Raw genomic sequence first — 23,954 nt, 5'->3', positions numbered from 1 at the left:
ATTGAAAATTGCTTTGTTTGCACATGGTGATACTTTTTGTGACTATCAATCGGGCGGTTTGAAACCCTCCCGTGAAAAATTGAGGAGCTGACAATGGGGCATGTACAAAAATTTAATGTTACTCCATATTTACCAGAAAAATTAAGGCCGCTGTTGAAGATAGCGTATAATTTATGGTGGGTCTGGAATTATGAAGCCATAGAGCTTTTCAGGAGACTCGATGTGGATCTCTGGAGGGAGGTAGAACATAATCCCGTGAAGCTTCTTGGTACGGTTTCACAGACTCAGCTTGACGAGGCGGCTGAATCGGAAAGCTTCCTGGCCCATATGGAAAGGGTTGTAACGGAACTGGACCGGCATCTTTCAAGTAAGTCCTGGTTTGAAGAAAATCTGGTCGATTACAAAGATGCGAAGGTTGCGTATTTTTCAGCGGAGTTCGGCATCCATGAGTGCCTTCCCATTTATTCCGGAGGATTGGGAGTCCTGGCAGGAGATCATCTGAAATCATCCAGCGAACTGGGGCTTCCTCTCTTCGGTGTTGGCTTGCTTTATCGGCTCGGTTATTTTCACCAGTATCTGAACATGGATGGCTGGCAGCAGGAAAGCTTTCCCGAACTGGATTTTTACAATCTCCCCATTGAGCTGTTAAGGAATGACAAAGGCGAACCTGTAAAAATTTCCGTTGAATTCCCGGGCAGAATTGTGCATGCCCAGCTCTGGCAGTCATCTATCGGAAGAATCAGGCTTATTCTTCTTGATACAAACATCCAGGATAACAATCTGGAGGACAGGACCATAACCGATCAGCTCTATGGCGGAGATACGGAGATGAGAATCAGGCAGGAAATCATGCTGGGGATCGGCGGTGTCCGCGCGCTCAAGACGCTGGGGGTCAACTGTACTGTGTATCACATGAATGAAGGCCATGCCGCGTTTCTTTCCGTGGAGCGGATATATAATTCCATGCGTGACAATAAACTGACTTTTGACGAAGCCTATGAGTTCGTCGTATCAAGCAATGTTTTTACCACGCATACGCCGGTACCGGCCGGTAATGACCGTTTTGACCCGGTAATGGTCGATGAATATCTTTCTCATTACTATGAAAAATTGAAAATAACCCGCGAACGGTTTATGGGCCTGGGAAGAGAAAATCCCTTTGATAAGCAGGAGACTTTCTGCATGACGGTCCTGGCTCTCAAGACGGCGGCGGCTAGCAATGGTGTGTCGAAGCTGCATGGTCATGTCTCGCGCAATATGTGGAAAAATATTTGGTCCACGCTGCCGGAACATGAAATTCCCATCGGTCATATCACCAACGGAGTGCAGACCCTGTCCTGGACTTCCGACGAGATGATGCGGCTTTACAACCGCTATCTTGGTCCCCGCTGGATCGACAACCCTGCCGACAACAGCATATGGGCAAATATCGATGAAATACCCGATTCGGAACTGTGGCGCTGTCGTGAAAGGTCGCGTGAAAGGCTGGTCGCTTTTGCCAGGAGATTGCTGAAAAAGCAGATGCTTGCCCGGGGATTTCCTCCCAAGGAAGCGGATAAGTCCAATTCGGTGCTGGACCCCGACGCCCTGACCATTGGTTTTGCGCGGCGTTTTGCGACGTATAAGCGGGCGACTCTCCTCCTTCGTGATATGGGCAGGCTTGCTTCTATCCTGAGCGTCAAGGACAGGCCGGTACAGATTATTTTCGCCGGCAAGGCTCATCCGCGGGACAATATGGGGAAGGAACTGGTTAAGCAGATAATCCATCTCGCCAAGGATGAGCGGTTCAGAAACCGGATTGTTTTTCTCGAGGATTATGAGATCAACATTGCAAGGTATATGGTACAGGGAGTGGATATCTGGCTCAATACTCCCATTCGGCCTAAAGAGGCTTCGGGCACCAGTGGCATGAAAGTCATACCCAATGGCGGCATCAATATCAGCGTTCTTGACGGATGGTGGGATGAGGCCTATAACGCGAATAACGGATGGGCCATCGGCAAGGGTGAGGTGTATGATGACCACGGATATCAGGATGATGTAGAGAGCCTTTCGCTTTACAATATCCTTGAAATGGAAGTAATTCCCATGTTCTATAACAGGGGGCTTGATGGTCTTCCCAGGGAATGGCTTGCCAGGATAAAGGAATCGATGAAAACGCTTAATCCCGTATTCAATACCAACAGGATGGTGAAGGATTACGCTGAAAAATATTATATTAAAGGCCACAAGAATTTTTCCATACTGTCGGGCGATAATTATCGGATAGCAAAAAGCCTGTCAAAGTGGAAACATACTGCTCATAAAAAATGGGACCAGATACAGATTAAGGACCTCTCCTTTAATAAGGAGAAGGAAATCACTGTGGGGTCAAAAATTACCGTAACCGCCCAGGTCAACCTGGGAGAATTGACTCCCGATGATGTTCAGGTGGAGCTTTATTTTGGTTCCCTGAGCCAGAAAGATGAGATTTCCGAAGGCGCCGCATTGCCCATGTCGCTCATTAATAAAATTGATAATAATTTATATGAATACGTGGGTCAGCTCCTCTGCCTTAAGTCAGGCCAGTTTGGTTTCACCGTGCGTGTGCTGGCAAGTCATGATGATTCATACCGGAAATTTGATCCCGAGATAAATATAATCTGGGCGTGACAGAGGCCTGACATGAGAAATACGGTTATCATTGCATTCCTGTTTTCAATAGCGGCGGCTCTGACCCCGGGTTTTTACCCTGCGCAGCTTCAGGGGGCTGACTGGCCTATTTACAAGGGAAATATTTATTTTACCGGAAATAATGATGAGATAATCGTAAAGAACAATAATCTCAAATGGCTGTTCCAGGCCGATGACCAGGTGTTTAATCCCGTTGTGTCCGATGGCCGTGTATATTTTGTCGATCGCAGCGCCACGGTGTACTGTATAGATGAGGAATACGGGAAACTCATCTGGAAAGTGAGGATGCAGGATATTTCCCGTCAGTTCAAGGCCCTGTCGCGTGCGGCCGGAAAGGTCAAGTATCCTCTGATTAAAGGTGATACCCTCTTTCTTACCGACCCCATCGCCATATATGCATTCAACAAGCGCACGGGAAAGGTATTGTGGGCGCGTACGGCGATGCGTGAAGAACAGACGGGCCGGCAGGGTCTCTCGGGCTATAAGCCTCTACCCATGGTGGACGGCATTTACTCCGATCCTGTTATTTCCGGCGAGATTATCCTGTACGGTACGAGAAACATGTTTCTTTCCCGGGACATCAACAATGGTCACCTGCAGTGGGACAATGAACTCATTAAATCATTCAGCGGTTTTCCAACTTTTTATGATGATCTTATCTTTGCCCAGTCCATGGATTATTCCAGCGGCCGGTATACCGTTCATTGCCTGGATGTGAAAACAGGTAAGCAGGTCTGGTCCAGGGACCTGCCGAAACCCTTTGCAATAATTCCTCCCGTTGTGTATAAGCAGAAGGTATACATCCCCTGCACCATGAGCATGTACTGTCTTGATATTCGGGATGGCCGAACCATCTGGATGAAAGATTATGGCGATTACATAACCTCTAATCCCAGTTTTACCGACAGGGCCATTCTTTTTGCCATAGGGAACAGCGATGTGGCAGTGATTGATCCAGAAACGGGAAATATTAATGAAAGGATTGTCGTATCGCCCAGGTCAGGTCCCCTTTTTGTCACGGTACGAGACCAGATATATATAGCACGCAACCAGGCAAAAACGGTCAATGGCAAGGATATGACATATGGACTCCTGCAGGCCTCCAACTTTGTCAGCAAGGAAGCTATCTGGGAATATACTACTCCTTTCCCCGGAGCTGTTTCACAGCCTGTGGCCTCGGGAGGCATCATGTTTCTCCCGGCGGGAAATTATCTCTATGCCCTGGGAACTGAATACTATACTAAAATAGTCGACGGAGGCAGCGGATTCGCAACTCTTACCGATGACAAGAATAAAAAGAAAGATGATGTGGCGCCACCGCAGAGAATCTATGATAAAAAGGATCAGGATAAGATCGAGAGTCTTCGTGACCTGACCGTAAATGTGAGAGATAAGACGGGTAAAAATATTACTGCTACTGTGGAGATAAAAAAGCGTGATAAGGGCAGGATAGTACATCATTCAAAGGAGACCGTTCGCGGCTCAGGAGATATAAAAGTACCTGGCGGTGATAATATCGAACTGGTGATTACAGCCCCGGGTTTTGTTCCCAAAAAAGCAATTGTGAGCAATCAGGATAAGGAAAAGGTTATTGAGCTCGATGAACTGCAGCAGGATAGGCCTGTTGTGGTGGATAATATTCTCTTTGAGGTTGACAGGGCCTACCTTAAAAAGGAATCGCTGGATATTCTGGACAAACTCATAACCCTTCTAAAAGAGAATAAGAATCTCGATGTTGAAGTTCAGGGACATACCGATTCCACGGGAGATAGTGATTACAATCAGAAGCTTTCCGAGCGCAGGGCAGATTCGGTAGTGGAATATATGATAAAAAACGGTATTTCACCCGAGCGAGTGGACTCTACTGGTTTTGGCGAAAAGAAACCTATCGCCCCCAATAATACGGAAGAGGGGAGGAGCAGGAACAGGCGTACAGAGTTTTTCTTCAAAAGGGTAAAAAAGGCCGCTCCCTGACGGATTATCCCGATAAATAAATTTCACTGCGGAATATGAGGGTCAGAGCATCTTCTGTTTGCATAATAGTTTTTTACATATAGCCTTCTCTGGTCCTGAAATAAAGCCGATTCATTGTATGACTTGCTTCTAAATCCATCCGACATCATTCAACAGAATTAAATACACTCACTTACATGATACCGCCATTAAAATACCGCCATTCATATGTCTTTACTGCATTTATTGTAAAAAAACAGGAAAAATGCAAAAAAACATCAAAATAATGGAAAATGGATCAAACATGATAAAAAACGATCATATTATAATATAATAACCTTCAATTGTCCATAACAGCCTATAACAGTGTTAAATATGACCACCAAAGGTGACGAACTTTCGAACAGGGCGTAGTCCCTTCTTACTTCGGGTTCTTTGAAAACGATTGGCCTGTTGGCGATAACGTCATGACCACTCATTCTGTTGCAGGCTTGTATGTGCCCAGATACAAGCCTGGAACCGGGCCGTTACAGACTGATTTTTCAGTCGATAACCTGGTATCAATTACTGATCTTCGGCCCTCGGGATCAGTCTGGCAAGGAAGCCGGGAAAAACACAGAAACAAAGGAGTGTAAAATGATTATTAATCACAACATGAGTGCAATTAATGCAAACAGGACTTTGAAATTCTCTCAATGGGGCGTCCAGAAAAACATGGAAAAGCTTTCTTCCGGCGAGAGGATCAATAAGTCAGGAGATGATGCATCAGGTCTGGCCGTATCTGAAAAGATGCGTACCCAGATTCAGGGGCTCAGGCAGGCGGAAAGAAATACCGAAGACGGTATGTCTTTCGTCCAGACTGCTGAAGGTTATCTGAACCAGACGGCTCAGATTATTCAGCGGGTAAGGGTGCTTGCCATTCAGTCCGCAAACGGCATCTATTCCAACAGGGATAGGCAGCTGATTCAGGTTGAGGTGTCTGCTCTTGTTGATGAGGTTGACCGAATCGCCTCACAGGCCGAGTTTAACAAGTTTAAAGTGCTGACGGGAGAGTTTTCGAGAGTGAATCCCAAGGCCAGCATGTGGTTTCATCTTGGTGCAAACCAGAACCAGCGGGAACGCGTATACGTGGGAACGATGACCGCCCAGGCATTCAGATTCAGGGATGCCACGGGTAAGGTTGCGATCTCTCTTTCGTCTCCCGGTGGTGCGAATGATGCCATTGGCCTGCTGGATAACTCTTTGCAGATTCTTTCCAAGCAGAGAGCCGATTTAGGCGCATACTACAACCGGATGGATATGACCGCCAAAGGACTTATGGTGGCTTATGAAAACATCCAGGCAGCCGAGTCCAGGATCAGAGATGCTGACATGGCTGAGGAGATGGTTGAGTTTGTGAAAAATCAGGTGCTTGTACAGAGCGGAACAGCGATGCTCAGTCAGGCGAACCTGCAGTCGCAATCGGCACTGAGACTGTTAAACGGATCTATGTAGTAAACTAAAAAGTCCCTGAAGTAAGACTAATAATGTTCTTTGAAAATTCAACCTGTGATGGTTCTCGCACCATTTCCCTTGGTGACTGCCCAATACGTATTATTTTGCCGGGAAGAGATTCCGGCAGCTTGTGGTGTTGGGAGGGCATCATCGGCTGCCGGAATTATTCGGCGCCGGTGTTGTCTGGATTATGGGCAGTCCGGACGGCGATTAAGGAGAAAACCTTTGAACTGCTGTGCGGTTCCTTTTCCAACAAGATGTTGGGACTGAAAAACCGGGAAAGCTTGGACATTAAAAAAAACGGCGATCCTGATTCACAAACCAAGGGAGGGTGCTATGAGAATCAATCACAACATGAGCGCGATATTTGCGAACAGGCAAATGCAGAATGTCGCGGCGCGGCTGGATAAGTCTATCGAAAAGCTTGCTTCGGGCGAAGCAATAAACCGCGCTGGTGATGATGCTTCCGGACTGGCCGTGTCTGAGAAAATGAGGACACAGATTAACGGTCTGATCCAGGCTGAGAAAAATGCTCAGAACGGTCTGTCTTTTGTACAGGTCGCGGAAGGATCATTCCAGCAGGTTAACGATATTCTCCAGCGGATCCGACAATTGTCGATTCAGTCTGCTAATGGAATTTATTCCAATAGTGACAGAACACAGATCCAGGTGGAGGTGTCGCAGCTTATCGAAGAGATCGACCGCATCTCGACTTCTGCTGAATTCAACAGGATGAAAATGCTGACAGGAGCTTTCGCTAAAACTAGTAAAGTCGGCAGTATGTTCTTCCATGTTGGAGCCAACAGCAATCAGCGGATCAGGGTGTACATTTCCACCATTGGTGCGAAGGCCCTGAACCTCGTAGATGAGGCGAGTAAGAAGCGTTCTATTTCGACTGTAGGTCAGGCGAATGCCATGATTGGGTATGTTGATATAGCTCTTGAGAAGCTAAATCGACAGAGGGCAGATCTTGGCGCCTACTATAATCGGATGGAGAACACTATCAGTTCTCTGACCAGATCCTATGAAAATATGCTTGCTGCGGATTCCCGCGTGCGGGACGTGGATATGGCTGCTCAGATGGTTGAGTACACAAAGGACCAGATTCTCATTCAGACTGGTGTTGCGATGCTGGCTCAAGCGAATTTTAAGCCAAAGCTTGTAATGAAACTGTTGGAATGAGAATCACTATAAAATTAGAAACTGCTCCTGCAGTGCAGCAGTTTCGGCCTCCTTCCGGTTGGGAGACCGGAAGGAGGAACTTTTTTATTTTGCAAGGAGGTGCCAGTAAGGACACGGAGGTTTATCATGAATATTGGAAGAATAATCGACAAGGTTGACAGTTTTAAATACTCGACCGGCAATGGTGAAAACACGCAGGCGGGTGAAAATCGTACCGAAGGGAAAACAGCTAATGCTGAACCGTCGAAAAAGGAAATTTTCGAGGCAGTGGAAAAACTTAATTATTCACTGGCCAAGTTCGGTGAAAAAATTTCCTTCACTTATCATGAAAAGACTCACCGCGTTATAATGCGGGTGATAGATCCTGAAACTGAAGAGGTTATCAGGGAGATCCCTGCAAAGAACGCCATCAAGTTGCTGGAACATATCCAGGAATTTCTTGGCACATTCGTGGATGAGTCCCGATAGGCTGCATGTTTTATACCTGGAATATGATTTTTATATTTCCCGGTAAGTAATCAGACTCACTGTGGTGGAGAAGAGACCACCGGTGCACACCTTTTTGTTGAATAATTCGTGTGCAGGGGGTATCTTTGCGCATTTGAATCGGGCATTGTTGTTTTTCGCTGTTATTATCCCCTTTATTACCACTTATGTTTTCCTATAATCATTTGTTTTATATTGTATAAAATAAGGGATCCTCTATAAATTAGATTTTGGAAGTTCCCTTGTGGGCACAAGCATAGGAAAAATAAGGTTTTTTCATTTTTTGGTTAATGAAAAACCTTATTTTTAGAGGTGCCCATAATAAAAAGTTATAATGGATTTAATTTTAAATAGATTATGCAATATTTAATGTATTTGTTTGCCTATGGTGCTTTATTTGTTTTCAAAAAAAATTTATGTCCCCTGAAAATAAGATATTATTAAAATCGGTAATTTGACGATAATTACCTGAGAAGATATATTTATGAGAAACATTCCTATGTATAATTATTCCCTATCCAGCCACGGGAGGAAACTGTAATGCCGATAACCATGGGCGGAGTGGCTTCAGGTTTGGATACCGACAGTATCATTGAGAAACTTGTTAATGTTGAAGCAAGACCAATCAAACAGCTTGAAGCGGATATTAAGAAGAATGAAAGACGGAAAGAAGCTCTTCAGGTTCTCAGCAAAAACCTGAAGGAGCTCAATGACGCGGCAAAGGAACTATATGGTTTCCGCGCTTCTTACGATGAAAAAATAGCCGTGTCCTCCAATCCCGAGTTTCTTGATGTGCGGGCGACAAAAAAGGCCGATCCCGGTCTGCGTAAAATTGAGATCATTCAGGTGGCCTCGAGCCATAAATTGTCAACGGATCCCGTTTTAAAAACCGAAAGCATTCCGGCCGGGAAATTTACTCTCAAGGTTGATGGGAACGATTATAATATCCGTTTCAAGGGTGGTAAACTCCAGAGCCTGAAGGAAAGGATCGATGAAACGGCGTCCGATTCCATTGCCACATCCCTGGTGAGAACGTCAGGTGATGAGGAGGTATTGACCCTGGAGTCCAAGATCTCCGGAAAGAAAGGAGAAATTATTATCCAGGGTGATCTTGATTTTTTAAGAAAAACAGGGCTGGCCAGCGGGCCAAAGGGCGGCGAGGTCGAGGGAGCCACCCTGCTTTTTGATAAAAGGTATTTTACCTCATACATGGGGCAGAAGGAAACTGATAAGCAGACGGGCAATATCAAAGTCAGCGAGGATGGTAAAAAGTTATCTCTCAATGGTCTGCTCTGGCAGGAATACACGCTTCCTGTTTCCGCAACTGTTTCAAAGGACACGCTGCTTGAATTTACATTTACCTACCAGAAACCCAAGAAAGAGGAAGAGGAACAGTTTCCTTCGCGCCTTGAAATAGGGCCTGATGAAAAGATAACGGTAAAGGGGATAGAGCTGAATGGTTATAATGTGTCCCGCATCAGACCCCCGGAAGAAACGAAGCCCGAAAAGGCCTATGACAGTCTCCTGGGTGTGGGAGTCGTTTCCGTTGATGAAGCGGGGAAACGTGAAGAAAAAATATATTCTGTGGATAAGGATGCAAAGGGCAAACAGGAAATGCCCGTAGGGTCCGATTTTGCCGGAAAAAAAATTAGCAAAGTTATTTTTTACTGTAATGACGGTATGAGTGAATTCTCTGAGGCAAAGTTCGCCACTCCGGTAAAAGATAAGGATGCGCTGCAGGCAAAAAATGAAATAGCCAAACCCGAGGATGCCAGGCTGAAGGTGGATGGCATTGAGATTATTCGGGACAAGAATAATGATCTCAACGATGTAATCAAGGGCCTCAGTCTTGATCTGAAGATGCCGTCGCAAAATCCCATCACGGTTAAGGTGGATCGGGATGCAACCAAATCCATAGATAAAATTAAAAAGTTCGTGGAAGCCTATAATAATTATATAATACTGCACCGGGAGCTCACCAAGGTTGAACGTTCTACGCGGCCCGGTGACTATGAAAATAACCTGCGGAAACAGGGAATTTTTGTCGGTGACATGACTCTCATCAGCCTGGAAAACATGCTGAAGTCGACTATTAACGGCGCCTATCCCAGCAGGCTGGAGAAGCCCATAAAAATTTTAACACAGATGGGTATCTCAACAGGCAAGGTGAATGCAGAATGGGAATCAATCAAGGAAGGAAAGCTTCAGGTTGATGAAGGATTGCTCAGATCATCAATAATGGAAAATCCCGAGGGAGTAGAGGTATTTTTCGGCTCCGATACCGATGGCGACAATAAGACCGATAACGGCATGGCGTACATCCTGGTAAGCCGGTTGAACACCTATGTCGGATTCGGGAAAAACGTAATTGCCTCCAGAATTGACCTTGAAAATGAATCGATCAAGATGGCCAATGAGCGGATAGACCGACATACGGATCATTTGAAAAAATACGAAGCAAAACTGAGGCAGAAATTCGGCACCATGGAAAAAGCCATTTCCGGCGCCAAGGCACAGAAGAGCTGGATGAACCAGCAGCTTGGCAATGGCGATGAAGGGAAATGACCGGTCAGAAAGGATTGCTTCCCCATAAAGATTATTCCCAGTTGAGAGGTAGAAATTGGAAATTCAAATAAATAATCATCCAATAGAATTCCAGTTGCAGCAGGAGATGACGATTGCAGACGTCATCAATTCCATCAATGGATGGTCCAGTGAGCGCGACCTGATATTTTCCGAAGTGCATATCGACGGAGAGCCATATACGGTGGACGATATACCGCTTCATGATCTTGAGAAAATTGCATGCATCAACTGTATCATCCAGTCAAAGTCCGATATTGTCTTTTCATCAATTGACGAAGGAGCCCGGTATTGTGCAAGGGCCGGGGCTTTTATAGATTCACTGCTTGAAGATACGGAAAAAGTAGAGCAGGGACAGTTAGAGCATCTATCACAGGGGCTTGAATGGATGAACGATGTTTTCAAGTCTATAGTAAAACTCACGGGCCTCGATGCCAACGCCTTTGGATACAAAAACAGAACCGTTGCCGATTATATATTGTTTCTTGAAAAAATGAAAAATGAAGTCCGGGATATGGACGCGATTGAAGAATATAAGAATTATTTCCAGAAGCACGGCAATATATTTCCTATTCTAAAAGAAATATTCAGGCTCATACTCATGAGTCCGGAGATGAAAAAGTTGATACTTCACAGTATTGATTCACCCGATGTCGTTCTTGAAACCCTTACGGTAATTCGCCAGAGCATGCCGAAAGAGCTGCAGAATATTGAAGATATAGCGGTATCTTTTCAGACCGGAAAAGATAAAGAAGGCATTGAAAAGCTGAATCAGTTCATTGATTTTGTTTTTAATTATATACGGACCTGCTACCAGGTCATGCCGGTTTTCGACATTGAATTGACGGAATTTGTTCATGATGGTGTGAATCTGGGAGAAAAAAATGAAAGACTGCAGCAGATGCTTCAGGAGACCATAGCAATTATGGAAAACAATGATTTTATAAGCCTTTCCGATATACTGGAGTATGAAATCAAACCCTCCCTTGAGGATCTGGATGTCTATTTAGGGGAGCTGATAAATGCGGTTAATGAACGTTAAAATTCTTGCTTCTTTATTACACATCGGTTAAAATTTATAAAGATACCGCCTTTTTATTGACGAATCAAGCCTGTCATGACTTATTGATTCAAAATTCCCTTATAGGAGCTGTTGATGAAAAAGGGTCCTGATGACAAAAAAAAATTGTGGGGCGGCAGGTTTAATACTTCTTCATCGGATATTACTGAGCGTCTATCTGTCTCCATTCACTTTGATTCACGGCTGTATAAACAGGACATCCGCGGGTCCATAGCTCATGCCGGAATGCTGGCGAGAATCGGAATTCTTGATGAAAAAGAACTCTCGTCTATCATTATTGGACTGAGGGAAATCGAAGCGGAAATCGATGCGGGAGTATTCCCTTTCTCTGTTTCGCTCGAAGACATCCACATGAACATAGAGTCCCGCCTGACTGAAAAAATAGGCGAAGCCGGCAAGAAACTTCACACAGCCCGATCGCGGAATGATCAGATTGCCCTTGATATGCGTCTGTATATACGCGATGAGACAGTTGAAATCAGACGGCTCATCATTATTTTTGTTGAAATTCTGCTTGATGTGGCCGGGAATAACAGGGATGTACTCATACCAGGTTACACCCATATGCAGGTGGCGCAGCCTGTCCGGTTCAGTCATCACATGCTGGCCTATGCCTGGCAGCTTATGAGAGATATCAAAAGACTTAAAACAGCGGAAGAATCCTGTTCATCGCTACCCCTGGGAGCAGGAGCCATGTCGGGCGTTAACTATCCCAATGACCGGGAGTTTATCCGAAAAGAACTGGGTTTTAGTGATTTAATTCTCAACTCCATGGATGCCGTGAGCGATCGTGATTTTATCCTCGATTTTCTTTATTTTGCCTCGGTGCTTGGCGTGCATCTTTCCCGTTTCTGTGAAGAGCTGGTTATCTGGTCTACATCGGAATTCAATTTTATCCGTCTGTCCGATGCGGTAACGACCGGTTCCTCCATAATGCCGCAGAAACGCAATCCCGACCTTGCCGAGCTTATCCGGGGAAAAACCGGGAGGCTGAACGGAAACCTTGTGGCCATGCTTACCGTGCTCAAGGGCCTTCCCATGACCTATAACAGGGATTTGCAGGAGGACAAGGAACCGCTTTTTGATTCTATTGATACCGTAAAGCTTTCCCTGGAAGGCATGTCCGCCATGCTGGGAACCATGACGATAAACAGGGACAAAATGCGCCGGGCCGTGTTCAGCAATTTTTCCACGGCAACGGATATAGCCGACTACCTGGTGAAGAAAGGTGTTCCTTTCAGGGAATCACACGAGATCGTGGGGAAAATAGTCCGGCATTGTGAGGAGACAGGAAAAGATTTTTTCTCCCTCGCAAGAGAGGATCTGACGGCTTTTTCTTCCGTCATCGATGATGACATAACTGAAATTGTTAATCCCGAATCATCAACGGAACGCAAGCTTTCAGCGGGAAGCACTGCGTTGAAAGAAGTGGACAGGCAGATAGTTTTACTCAAGGCAGAGATAGAGAATCTGAAAAAACATTTATGAATATCAACAATGCAGTTATAAGTTCTATGCGGTCTTTGAACAAGAACCGCACACGTTCATTTTTAACCACTATTGGTGTCATTGTCGGAGTTTCCTCGGTGATAATGATGGCCGGCATCGGCAATAGCGCCAGGATCGTTGTCAAGAGCAAGATCTATTCCTATGGCAAAAACGCCATGCAGATTAGAAGCGATCGTATCTATATCCGGATGACGGATGTGGAAAAAATTCAGAAAATTATCCCCGATATCAAATATATTTCTCCCCTTAATGAAAACAAATCAATGTCTCTCAAATACAGAAACCGGTACATGAAAACCAGGGTAAACGCGGTTAATAATGATTTTCTGAAACTGCGTGAATATGTGATCAAGCAGGGCAGGGAATTTGATGAATCGGATATCCAGTATAATAAAAAAGTGGTTATTATCGGTGATACGGTCAGAGCCGAACTCTTCGATAACGCCGATTGTATAGGGGAAACTATCATTGTCGATAAGGTTCCATTTTATGTAATCGGGACGGTAGAATCCCTGGGGCAGGCTATGTCGGGGAGGGATTTGGATAATTATATTCTGGTTCCCTATACCACGGGCGGTATCAAGCTCTTCGGCAATTTAAATTTCCATGAGTTGTATCTGTCCGTGAAGTCCGAATCGGGTGTGGATGAAGCCTATGAAATTCTCCGGAATTATTTCAGGACGAAGCATGGTTTAAATCAGAACGATAAGGATGATTTTAACATATTGACCTCGGATGAAAAACTGAAAATTACCGAGTACATATGGAAATCACTGACCTTCCTCATGATAGGCGTTGCATCTATCTCTTTGATTGTAGGCGGCGTGGGTATCATGAATATAATGGTCGTTTCGGTAAATGAAAGAATCAGGGAAATAGGGATCAGGATGGCTATCGGTGCCAAAAGGCAGGATATCCTCCTGCAGTTTTTAACTGAATCGGTTATCCTGAGTGCAGGTGGCGGGATAATCGGGGTGCTGGTTGGTGTATTCGGTTACATTATCATTGTCTTTTCTATAGATTGGCCTTTTGTCGCATCATTCTTTCCCGTATTTATTTCCTTCTTGTTTTCGATTATGGTGGGAGTTTTTTTTGGTTATTACCCGGCGCGCAGAGCATCGCTGCTCAATCCAATTGATGCGCTGCGTCATGAATAAGGGTATTGCGGCTACTCGTATTTCAGCGCATCAATGGGTTTCATTATAGCTGCTTTTCGGGCAGGATAGTAGCCGAAAAATACGCCTACAATGGTGGAGAAGACAAGAGACAAAATTATAGATTTCGGGGAAAAGATGAAAGGCCAGCCAGTCATGGAAATAATGGCCGTGTAAACTATAAGCCCCAGTATAATTCCTGCTACTCCTCCCATTATTGTCAGTATTACTGTTTCAAGGATGAATTGCAGGAGTATATCCTTTTTTTTCGCGCCAATGGCCATGCGGATACCTATCTCGCGTGTTCTTTCCGATACCGACGCCAGCATGATATTCATGATGCCAATACCCCCTACGAAAAGTGAAATGGAGGCAATTCCGATAAGGAGATAGGTGAGGGCCTGGGATATATCTTTGGCCATCTGCATTTTTTTGGTACTCAGATTTATTTTATATAGGTCCTTTGATTTTTCTATATTCAACCCCACCTTGTTTTCTATATATTGAGATAGAATATTTTTTATTTCTCTTAACATTTTTTCATCATGGCTTGCTATATAGAGTTGATTATATCCGATTTCTCGTTGGATCGTATTTATAGCTGTTGAGTGGGGGATAATGACCAGATTGTCAAAATCGTCACGGGATAACGATTTTCCCATGGATTTTATTACACCAACTACATTAAATGGTATGCCGTTTATTATTACAGGTTCCTGCAGTGGATTACGATTTTGAAACAGTTCACGCACAATCGTCATCCCCACTATGGCGACCTTCGAATTTGTTTCTATCTCTTCGTTCGTAAATAATCTACCTGCCGATATAGAATAATTCTTCATGGCAAAATAATCATTATTTACTCCCCAGAACTGTGAAATAAGCGAATATTTATTATGCTTAAGGAAGACTTTTTTTAATTCTATGATTGGCGTAATATATTTTATCTGGGGAAACGTACGCTTAAGAACATCTAAATCGTAATCATTAAAACTGTATGGCTGATTGATCAATACTGACATGGTATTGACACCGAAGCTTGCTACCTTATCCTGAACGGTAATCTGCGCACTGCTTCCCAGTCCCATCATGATTATTACCGATGATATGCCAATTATAATGCCAAGACTGGTCAATCCCGATTGCATTTTATTCCGAGAGAGAGCCCGTAAAGCTGTAATAAGAGTATTATTAATATTCATTCCGATAGTTGTTCCCGTATCCCTTATGGAACGTATTAGATACATGAATTTAATTCAGTCAATTAAAATAAGGGAACCTCTGAAAATTAAATTTTAGATGTGCCCATAAGGGGGTTTTTTAAATTAGTAATGAAACGGAATCCCGGCACTGCCCATGATTTCCACGGATGATTTTTCATTCATTATTCTTGACAATTTAACCTGTATATTCAATAAATATCCCCCGTGTGCAAACTGAAATATTATCGGAGAGATTACTATGAGTAAAACAATTGATAAAGCGAATCTTGATTGGGCAAATTTGTCCTTTGAATATATAAAAACCGATTTTAATATCCGTTACACGAACAAGGATGGAAAATGGTCGCAGGGAGAGCTCTCCAGCGATGAATTCGTACAGCTGCATATGGCAGCGCCCTCACTGCACTATGGACAACAAGCCTTTGAGGGATTGAAAGCCTTTACGACAAAACAGGGGAAGATAGTCATTTTCAGACCGGACCAGAATGGGCTTCGATTGAAAAAGAGCTGCCAGAGAATATATATGCCCATTGTTGAGCAGGATCTTTTTCTTGATGCTGTAAGGAAAACAGTGAGGGCCAACGCACGTTTTGTACCACCCTACGGAACCGGCGCAAGCCTGTATATCCGGCCGCTCATCATTGGTACGGGCGCAAGGGTAGGCCTGGGACCTGCATCGGAATATTTGTTCCTGGTTCTGGCGACTCCCGTGGGTCCCTATTACAAGGGCGGATTCGCGCCGGTAAAGGCCCTCGTTGTTGAAGAGTATGACAGGGCTGCTCCTCTGGGTGTGGGGGATTGTAAAGTGGGGGGCAACTACGCCGCCGGTCTTTCGGGGGGGCAGTTTGGCAAGGACAAAGGATTTCCCGTGGTATTGTATCTCGATTCCCGGGAAAAGAAATATATCGATGAATTCAGCACATCAAATTTTATTGCCATAAAGGGAAACACGTATATAACACCCGAGTCCCGTTCCATTCTTCCCAGTATTACCAATGACAGCCTCTCGGTGATAGCCGCTGATATGGGAATGAAGGTGGAGCGCCGACCCGTTGAAGCGGCGGAGCTGGGAGAATTCGATGAGGTGGGAGCTGTGGGAACCGCTGCCGTTATTACACCGGTAAGTCATATTAAATTCAGAAATCATGATTTTGTGTACGGCGACGGTAAATCGGTGGGCCCGGTTATTACTGAACTCTACAACAGGCTTACTAATATACAAACCGGTGATCTGGAAGATAAACACGGCTGGCTCGATGTAGTCGAACTGTGATGGGAATGATGATGACAGAATTTCCCTTCAGTATAAAGAGAAATTCTGCCATCAGTTCTGAATGCTTCAGTTTGAACTTGTAACCCGCTCGGCCTGGAGAGCCAGGTATTTAACCAGTATCTGTTCCGTGATCGCACCCTGGGTAACCAGTATGATTCCAATCAGGCCACCTTCATTTTTCTGAACTTCCAGTGCTTTATTAAGCTGCTCCTGAGAAATTTCACCCTGTTCCAGCAGTATCTCACCTAATAAGGGCTTTGCCATTGTATGCCTCCAGAGATTATTATTCTATATAAACTATAGTGATCGAATGAGCTTTGAATGAATAATTATAGCAATCGTTTGATCGCCTCACGCCAGAGCATGACTTCACGATTAATTGCCGCTTCGTTCATGACCGGTTCGAATTTAGAGGATATTTTGTTTTTATGAGCCACTTCATCCACATTGCCGAATACCCCCGCCGTGATTCCTGCCAGGTACGCCGCTCCCAGGGCGGTTGATTCAATTATTTCCGGAAGAAGCACGGGAATTCCCAGTATATCGGCCTGGAACTGCATGAGGAAATTATTCTGGGTCGCTCCGCCATCGACGCGCAATTCCCTTATCTTTTTTCCCGTGTCGTTCTGCATTGCCGTGATAACATCCATGGACTGGAAGGCTATGGACTTCAGGGCTGCCTTCACGATTTGCTCCCGTGTCGTGTCCCTTGTGAGTCCGAAAATTGCGCCCCGGGCATCCATTTTCCAGTAGGGAGCCCCCAGTCCCACAAAGGCTGGAATGAGAACCACTTCGTCTTCCTTGTTGAAGAGCGAGGTGGCCATGCCCTCCGATTCAGTACTGCTGTGGAAAAATTTCATGTAATCCCGTAGCCACTGAATGACCGCGCCGCCGATGAATATTGATCCCTCCAGGGCATAGACCGGTTTTCCCTTGTTGTCGCAGGCCAGTGTCGTGAGGAGTCCGTTCTGGGAAATGGTGAAATTGTTTCCGTTGTTAATAAGCACAAAGCATCCAGTGCCATAGGTGTTTTTCATGGTGCCTTCAAAAACACAGTTTTGTCCCACCATGGCGGATTGCTGGTCGCCGGCAATTCCTCCAATGACAACACCGTCGGGCAGGCCTTTGACGTCTTTTGTTTCGCCAAAATGCGAGGCTGAATCATTCACTTCGGGCAGTATGTTTACGGGAATATTCAGAATTTCCGTAAGTTCCTTCGACCATTTTTTCTTTTTGATGTCGAAAATAAGCGTACGGGACGCATTGGTATAATCTGTTTTGTGGGATTTCCCCGCTGTCAGATTCCATAATATCCACGTATCGATGGTGCCGAAGAGAAGCTTTCCCTTTTTAGCCAGGTCCCTGGCTCCCATGACATTGTCGAGCATCCATTTTATCTTGGTACCGGAAAAATAAGCGTCGATGACCAGCCCTGTTTTCTCCCGGAAATTTTTTTCATATCCGGAATTTTTCAGCTGGTTGCAGATATCAGCCGTTCTCCTGCACTGCCAGACAATAGCATTATAGATGGGTTTTCCCGTGGTTTTGTCCCATAAAACAACCGTTTCTCTCTGATTGGTTATACCAATGGCAAGGGCGTTTCGGGAATCCAGTCCGCCCTTTTCTATAGCCGTAGGTATCAGTTCCAATACGGACTTCCATATTTCTTCTGCATCGTGTTCGACCCATCCTGGTTTGGGAAAATGTTGGGTGAATTCCTTGTATTCACTGGAAATGGGGTGGCCTGTTTCGTCAAAACAGAAAACACGGTTACCGGTGGTGCCCAGATCAATGGAAATTATAAATTTTTTGTCCATCTAACTCTCTATACGCCTCATTTATAATTATATTATGTATATACTGATGTGACATTTAAATAGTATAGTTATGAAAAAGTATATGTCAATAAAATTAAACCCTTGTGAAAGGGATTTTTTAGCAGATACAGAGCCGTTATGAGTCTCATGTTCACTTACGTTAGCGTGGTAACGCTGAAAACTTATTAAAATTTTATAACGAGACGGAGATAGATTATGTCGAAAGGGAAATTGAACGATAATAGTAATAACCGGTTATTAAATATAGGCTTTTGAGAAGTTTCCCTATTATACAAACTGCCAAGGAATAGGTCAATGCTGGATACGATTATTGGAAAAAAAGATAATAGAAGGTGTATTTTTATCGCCGAAATCGGGCTCAATCATAACGGTGATATGGAAGTTGCGCGGGCCATGATTGAAGCGGCTGCTGCGGCTGGAGCCGATGCGGTTAAATTTCAGACTATAGTGCCGCAGCAGCTCAATTCGATATATACAACGGCATTGCTTGAAAGCGGCAGGGAGGATTTTACCGATGAATCCCCATGGCATTTTTTCGAAAAGTTTACCCTGACCGGGGAGGAGTACGCAGAGTTGCAAAAATTGTCCCGTGACCTGGGGCTGGTTTTCTTTTCATCCCCCTTTGATGAATTGTCGGTGGAACTTCTCGAGACACTCGATGTTTCCCTGTATAAGATTGCATCGTCGGAGGTGACAAATCTGCCGCTGATTAAAAAGATTGCAAAAACCGGTAAACCGGCCATTCTCTCCACGGGGATTTCCCAGGAACGTGATATAACCGATGCCATTAATGTATTCAGAAAAAACAGCGGCGGGGAACTCATTCTCCTGCACTGTGTTTCCCTGTATCCCCTGGAACCGGCACAGGCAAACCTTATGAGGATAGTCCGTCTCAGGGAAAGGTTTTCGCTTGATGTGGGATTTTCCGATCATTCCCGCGACGCAAAGGCCATGGTTGCTGCGGCGGCACTGGGCGCCAGGATATTTGAAAAACATTTTACGATTGACAGCGCATATGATTGTCCCGATAAGGATGTATCGGTCACACCGGAGCAATTTGCCCGCATGATTGAATCCGTGGAAGAGTGCGTTGACATGCTGGGGTCGGGAGCAATAGGATACGGTGAGCATGAAAAGGGTGTGGCCCGGGCCGCCCGGAGAAGTCTTTTCGCGCGCCGATTTATTGCAAAGGGTGCTGTTATTAAAGAGGAAGACCTCGTTTCTTTCAGGCCCGGTGTCGGCATCGCCCCCAATGAGGCGGGACTGGTGATCGGAAGAACAGCCTCCACCGACATTAAAAAGGATTTTCTTATACGAAGAGAATATTTAGTTTAAGGAGTTAGATGTGAGAATGAAAAAATGGATAATACTTCTGATACCCATACTGCTTGTTCAGTGTTCCCTTTACTACAAGGTTTTTAAAAAAGAAAGCACATATTATACCGGGCAGGAGAAAACGATTCTGTCGGAGACAACGGGGGCGCTGGGATTCGGTTATGGTTTTGATCCATCGGTGAAACTGGATTATATCTTTACCCATGCTTACAGTGAAGCGGCGCTGAAAGAAAATGAAAAAAAACTGAACGGGATCATGAAAAAATATGAACCGGCCGCTGCCATATCATTTTATGAAAAGATGTATCAGCTTGAGCAGGTTACCCTGCATAAAATGAACGACTATAAAGAGGATGAGGACTGGAAGCAATATACCTATATTGAAAAGTATCTCCTGCCTCCGCTTCGGCAGTACCTGGGACTTCTTGAAAAAAGTGTACTTTCCATCAGCAGCGATTACGGGAAAGTCATTGATACAAGAAAACAGGAAATCGCCGAACAGGTGAAGAAGGATTTATCATAGATATAGTAGCAGACTAATTATTTGAGGTTGACCATGACGGCTCTTTCTCTTCTTTTTTCAGCGTTCCTTGCTTTCAGTACGGCCCAGGGCAATAGCACCAGCACCGGTACCGGGTTTTATGTGCTGGCGTATCATACCTTTATGGGAGACAAAAATATGTTCAGCTTTTCCCTGCAGGAACTCGATCAGCATTGCGATTACCTGCATAAAAACGGATTCACTTTTATTTCGTATAATGATCTGACGCAGGGAAAAATAAAGGGGAATAAAAATATTCTGGTGACCATAGATGACGGCCACCGGACTGTTCTGGAGGCATATTATAAGGTATTAAAAAAGTATAATATCAAGCCACTGCTGGGTATCTATCCTAATATCATAAGCAAGAAGGACTATGCCTTAACCTGGGAGCAACTGCAGCAGCTGGCCAGGGACGGCTGCTCCATCGCTGCTCACGGATATTTTCACAGCTTCGTGAATGAGAAACTCTACAGGAAAAATAAAAAGGCCTTCATGGATGAGATATATAAATCAAAGAAGATACTTGAAGAAAAACTCGGATCCAGGGTAACCGCTTTTATCTATCCCTTCGGTGTCCGTTCACCAGTTACCATAAGGACCCTGCGCGAAGCCGGATACAGCTACGCCTTTACGATAAATAACGGTTTTGTGCCGGTACCTCTGCGGAGCGACAATGCTTCCCTGGAGGTTCATAGATATATGCTCACCAGAACGGTCAATCAGTCGGTCCTGGCGTTGATCCTGAGAAAAAGCAGAAAAAATATTCTGGTAGAGAAGGAACCGGTTCCGACCCGGAAAAAACATCTGACCATGAAGGAAACTTCCAAAGAAAAATTTCATGCATACGCAGGGGAACAGGTACAAACACTGGAGCCCGTGCGGGCCGCGCTTGTTGACGTCAAATCCCTGGACAATCCCGTGAGGAGCAGCAGCCATGATGTATCACCCCTTATTTCTCCCGAAATAAAAAAGCAGATACTGGAACATGTTCCGGGAGAAAAAATGATAAAAATTTTTTTGGACGGCAGGGATGGGGATAAAAATGCCGGGAAGGTTTCATTTTCGGAAGGAATAAAACGATTTTATGCATCCCTGTATCTCAGAATGTATCAGTATTACTCTTCATATGTGGCTCTCATTAACAGTAACCTGGCAGGACTGGAAAGAAAGGTTCTGAAGATATTCAGGGATTTTAAATCCCGGGAGAATAAAACCACCATGGTCCAGTACTGCTTCAATGACAGGTCCTGCTGATCATCAATTCATTCTTTTTCGGCAATGACTTATTTCGGCATGCCTGATTCCTTTCCTTCGAAAAAAAGACGTGCCTCGCGGGCCGTTTCCACGGGGATCTCTTCCATCCCGACATGCCCTGCCTTGTCAAATACTGCATATCGTGCCGAGGGAAGATCCTTTTTCCAGTTCTCAACCTGGCTCACGGGAACCCATTCATCCTTGCCGCCCCACATGACCATAGTTGGAACTGCAATGTCTTTTATTTTTAGAGACAGCGTTTTACTTTTTGACTGCGCCTTCATGACCATGAAGATATCAACCCAGGCGTTTTTATTGCCTTCGCGCATGGCCAGTTCGAAATAACGAGCCTGGAGCTCCGGTGTTATCCTGGTTTTATCGCCGTAAACTTCTTTTACAGCCTTGTCGAGGAAATAACGAGGCATGATGTGTCGCACAATGGGTCTCATGATGGGAAAGCAGGCCAGCTTCATGAGCCCCGGCACTTCCTGATTGTAACCGACGGTGTCGATGAGAAGCATTTTGTCCACTTTTTCCGGATAGGCCAATGCGTAGTTCCAGGAGATATATCCACCGAGGCTGTTCCCAACGATCGTAAAATGTTTCAGGTTCAGGACCGTCGTGAATTTGTCGAGAAACCGGATATAATTATCGATCTCATAGCGGGGATTTTTTGACGGGCCAGTGAGGCCGAATCCCATATTATCGAAGCGGATAATGCGGTATTGTCCTTTTAGTTCCTTTGCCCAGCCGTCCCAGGTATGCAGTGAGGCGCATACACCATGGAGCAGCACCAGTACCGGTCCGCTGCCTTCGTCAATGTAGTGGACTTTGATGCCGTCGACTTCAATCCATTTCGAGTTGTTATAAAAATACTTCTTTTCCAGCTCCGCCATTGGTATAGTTTTCGCGCCCATGGAGGTGCAGGCGCTGAACAACAGGCCCGTGGCCAGTAGCGGGAAAAGAAGCTTTTTTAATCCTTTTATTAATGCCATGCCGATTTTCCTTGTTCCTAGATTGATCAGTACAGAGGAATGATCGGCAGTACCATATCTGCGTCAACCAATATTACCGTCCAATCGGTTTTTTATTGCAATCTTACCTGAGATTTATCCTTTTTTAACTTTTTTCCTATCCAGGGGAGTTCCCTCCCAGGCGTGCTCCAGGACCATGAGCGCATCATCGGGCAGTATCTCCTCGGGATTGTGCATCCTTGCACCGTCCATCATCATTGCCGCGGCAATGTCAGGGAGCATGGAACGGGGAACCATGGGATCACCCTGGCGGTTTTTTATTTCTTTTAAAAAGCGCGGATGCCGTCCACCCGTTACATCGTGGAGATCCTGGTTCATCTGCCGGATGTGTTCAATGACCTTTTCCGGTCGGTCCTTTTTGGGGGTTTTAGCATATACCTCCGGGCCTGCAAGGGGAAAGAGCAGCTCGCCGATGATTGCGGCCCTGCGGTGCAGGTTATATTCGAAACCATAGGGAAGAAGTATGCTCATACAGTTACCGTGGGGAACATGACACAGGGCGCCGATTGTATGCCCCAGGTTGTGTACGAGCCCTACCATAGAGTTTGAAAAGGCGCCGCCGGCCATGGTTGAAGCGCTGGCCAGGGCCAGTCTTCCATCCATGTCTCCCGGGTTTTTCATTACCCTGAGAAGATTTCTGCTTATCAATTCAATAGCCCCGAGAGCAAAGGAGTCGCTCATGGGGTTCTTTTCCATACAGTAATAGGCCTCGCAGGCATGGGTCATGGCATCCATGGCCGTTGCGGCCGTGAGAAAATCAGGGAGGGTTGCGGTCATGCGCGGGTCCAGTATGGCCAGGTCCGGAAGCAGAAAATAGGACACGAAAAGCATTTTAATATGCCGGTCAGTGTCGGCAATAACGGCAACCAGGGTCATTTCCGAACCGGTACCGGCCGTGGTGGGAATTATGGCCATGGGATTGAGTTTCTGTCGCACGGTTCCCGCGCCCTGGTATTGAAGCAGGCTCTTGCCTCCCAGAGACGCCACTATGTTCACACCTTTTGCGGTATCGATGACCGAACCGCCTCCCACGGCTATTATGGAATCGCATTTTTTTGAACGGTAAAGTGCGGCAGCCTCATCGACAATTTTATAGTCGGAATCAACGGGTACTTTATCGAAGACGGCGCCGATAGACAGCTTTTTCCCCAGGGCTTTTTTTAACACATTGATGAGCCCGACTGCTTCCACTCCCTTATCGGTGATGATCAAAGGGCGGCGGGAATTCATTCCTGCCAGGAGGCCCGGTATTTCTTCCAGGGCCTTGTTCCCTGAAACTGTTCTGACACGGCAGCAGAAATCGTAAAAATCCGGCATTATCATAATATTTCTCCCCCT

Annotated in this window: 18 protein-coding genes; 13 read left to right on the top strand and 5 right to left on the bottom strand. The window is 45.3% G+C overall.

Features of this window, described 5'->3' with window-relative positions; genetic code table 11:
- The first annotated feature begins 93 nt into the window (after positions 1-93).
- The 9 genes from CVV44_15890 to CVV44_15850 all read left to right on the top strand — a co-directional run bounded on the left by CVV44_15890 (position 94) and on the right by CVV44_15850 (position 14,118).
- Positions 94-2,652: an alpha-glucan phosphorylase gene (locus tag CVV44_15890; GenBank protein ID PKL37814.1), complete on the top strand. Its 2,559-nt coding sequence runs from the start codon at positions 94-96 to the stop codon at positions 2,650-2,652.
- Positions 2,653-2,664: 12 nt separating this feature from the next.
- Entirely contained in the window at positions 2,665-4,647 is a 1,983-nt protein-coding gene (locus tag CVV44_15885; protein PKL37813.1) for a hypothetical protein, read from the top strand.
- A gap of 615 nt (positions 4,648-5,262) precedes the next feature.
- The gene (locus CVV44_15880) at positions 5,263-6,120 is read left to right on the top strand and encodes a flagellin (protein PKL37812.1); all 858 of its coding nucleotides are present in this window, start codon (positions 5,263-5,265) and stop codon (positions 6,118-6,120) included.
- 336 nt (positions 6,121-6,456) lie between these two features.
- Positions 6,457-7,302, top strand: a complete 846-nt coding sequence (locus tag CVV44_15875; GenBank protein PKL37811.1) for a flagellin — start codon at positions 6,457-6,459, stop codon at positions 7,300-7,302.
- Between the two features lie 126 nt (positions 7,303-7,428).
- Positions 7,429-7,770: a hypothetical protein gene (locus CVV44_15870; protein ID PKL37810.1), complete on the top strand. Its 342-nt coding sequence runs from the start codon at positions 7,429-7,431 to the stop codon at positions 7,768-7,770.
- Positions 7,771-8,328: 558 nt separating this feature from the next.
- Positions 8,329-10,353, top strand: coding sequence for a hypothetical protein (locus CVV44_15865; protein PKL37809.1), 2,025 nt, complete (start codon positions 8,329-8,331; stop codon positions 10,351-10,353).
- Positions 10,354-10,459: 106 nt separating this feature from the next.
- Positions 10,460-11,413 (top strand): hypothetical protein, encoded by a 954-nt coding sequence (locus tag CVV44_15860; protein PKL37808.1) that lies wholly within the window; start codon positions 10,460-10,462, stop codon positions 11,411-11,413.
- A 114-nt stretch (positions 11,414-11,527) separates the two neighbouring features.
- The gene (gene argH, locus CVV44_15855) at positions 11,528-12,940 is read left to right on the top strand and encodes an argininosuccinate lyase (GenBank protein PKL37807.1); all 1,413 of its coding nucleotides are present in this window, start codon (positions 11,528-11,530) and stop codon (positions 12,938-12,940) included.
- Positions 12,937-14,118 (top strand): hypothetical protein, encoded by a 1,182-nt coding sequence (locus CVV44_15850; GenBank protein PKL37806.1) that lies wholly within the window; start codon positions 12,937-12,939, stop codon positions 14,116-14,118. Before argH ends, CVV44_15850 begins: the two co-directional genes overlap by 4 nt.
- Positions 14,119-14,129: 11 nt before the next feature.
- Here the strand turns inward: CVV44_15850 and CVV44_15845 are convergent, their stop codons facing one another.
- Complete coding sequence (locus CVV44_15845) at positions 14,130-15,362, bottom strand: hypothetical protein (protein ID PKL37805.1); 1,233 nt, start codon at positions 15,360-15,362, stop codon at positions 14,130-14,132.
- Between the two features lie 214 nt (positions 15,363-15,576).
- Between CVV44_15845 and CVV44_15840 the strand changes: the two genes are divergently transcribed.
- A complete protein-coding gene (locus CVV44_15840) occupies positions 15,577-16,611 on the top strand; it encodes a branched chain amino acid aminotransferase (protein ID PKL37804.1) in 1,035 nt (344 codons plus the stop codon).
- Between the two features lie 66 nt (positions 16,612-16,677).
- Here CVV44_15840 and CVV44_15835 read toward each other — a convergent pair whose 3' ends face one another.
- Together CVV44_15835 and glpK are read right to left on the bottom strand one after the other, a co-directional pair.
- Complete coding sequence (locus tag CVV44_15835) at positions 16,678-16,875, bottom strand: hypothetical protein (GenBank protein ID PKL37803.1); 198 nt, start codon at positions 16,873-16,875, stop codon at positions 16,678-16,680.
- Between the two features lie 65 nt (positions 16,876-16,940).
- Positions 16,941-18,428 carry a glycerol kinase gene (gene glpK / locus CVV44_15830; GenBank protein PKL37802.1) on the bottom strand — a complete coding sequence of 496 codons (1,488 nt, stop codon included), beginning with the start codon at positions 18,426-18,428 and terminating at the stop codon, positions 16,941-16,943.
- Positions 18,429-18,743: 315 nt separating this feature from the next.
- Between glpK and CVV44_15825 the strand changes: the two genes are divergently transcribed.
- From CVV44_15825 to CVV44_15815, 3 genes are read left to right on the top strand one after another with little or no spacing between them, the layout of a single operon-like run.
- Positions 18,744-19,784, top strand: coding sequence for an N-acetylneuraminate synthase (locus CVV44_15825; protein ID PKL37801.1), 1,041 nt, complete (start codon positions 18,744-18,746; stop codon positions 19,782-19,784).
- A 16-nt stretch (positions 19,785-19,800) separates the two neighbouring features.
- A complete protein-coding gene (locus CVV44_15820) occupies positions 19,801-20,307 on the top strand; it encodes a hypothetical protein (protein ID PKL37800.1) in 507 nt (168 codons plus the stop codon).
- A gap of 33 nt (positions 20,308-20,340) precedes the next feature.
- Positions 20,341-21,582, top strand: coding sequence for a hypothetical protein (locus tag CVV44_15815; GenBank protein ID PKL37799.1), 1,242 nt, complete (start codon positions 20,341-20,343; stop codon positions 21,580-21,582).
- A gap of 29 nt (positions 21,583-21,611) precedes the next feature.
- Here the strand turns inward: CVV44_15815 and CVV44_15810 are convergent, their stop codons facing one another.
- Both CVV44_15810 and CVV44_15805 read right to left on the bottom strand, forming a co-directional pair.
- Entirely contained in the window at positions 21,612-22,577 is a 966-nt protein-coding gene (locus CVV44_15810) for an alpha/beta hydrolase (GenBank protein PKL37798.1), read from the bottom strand.
- A 114-nt stretch (positions 22,578-22,691) separates the two neighbouring features.
- Entirely contained in the window at positions 22,692-23,939 is a 1,248-nt protein-coding gene (locus CVV44_15805; GenBank protein PKL37797.1) for an alcohol dehydrogenase, read from the bottom strand.
- Positions 23,940-23,954: the final 15 nt, after the last annotated feature.

It is taken from the genome of Spirochaetae bacterium HGW-Spirochaetae-1 (genome assembly GCA_002839375.1).
Lineage (GTDB): Bacteria > Spirochaetota > UBA4802 > UBA4802 > UBA5550 > PGXY01.
This window is presented reverse-complemented; position numbering and strand designations above follow the sequence as displayed.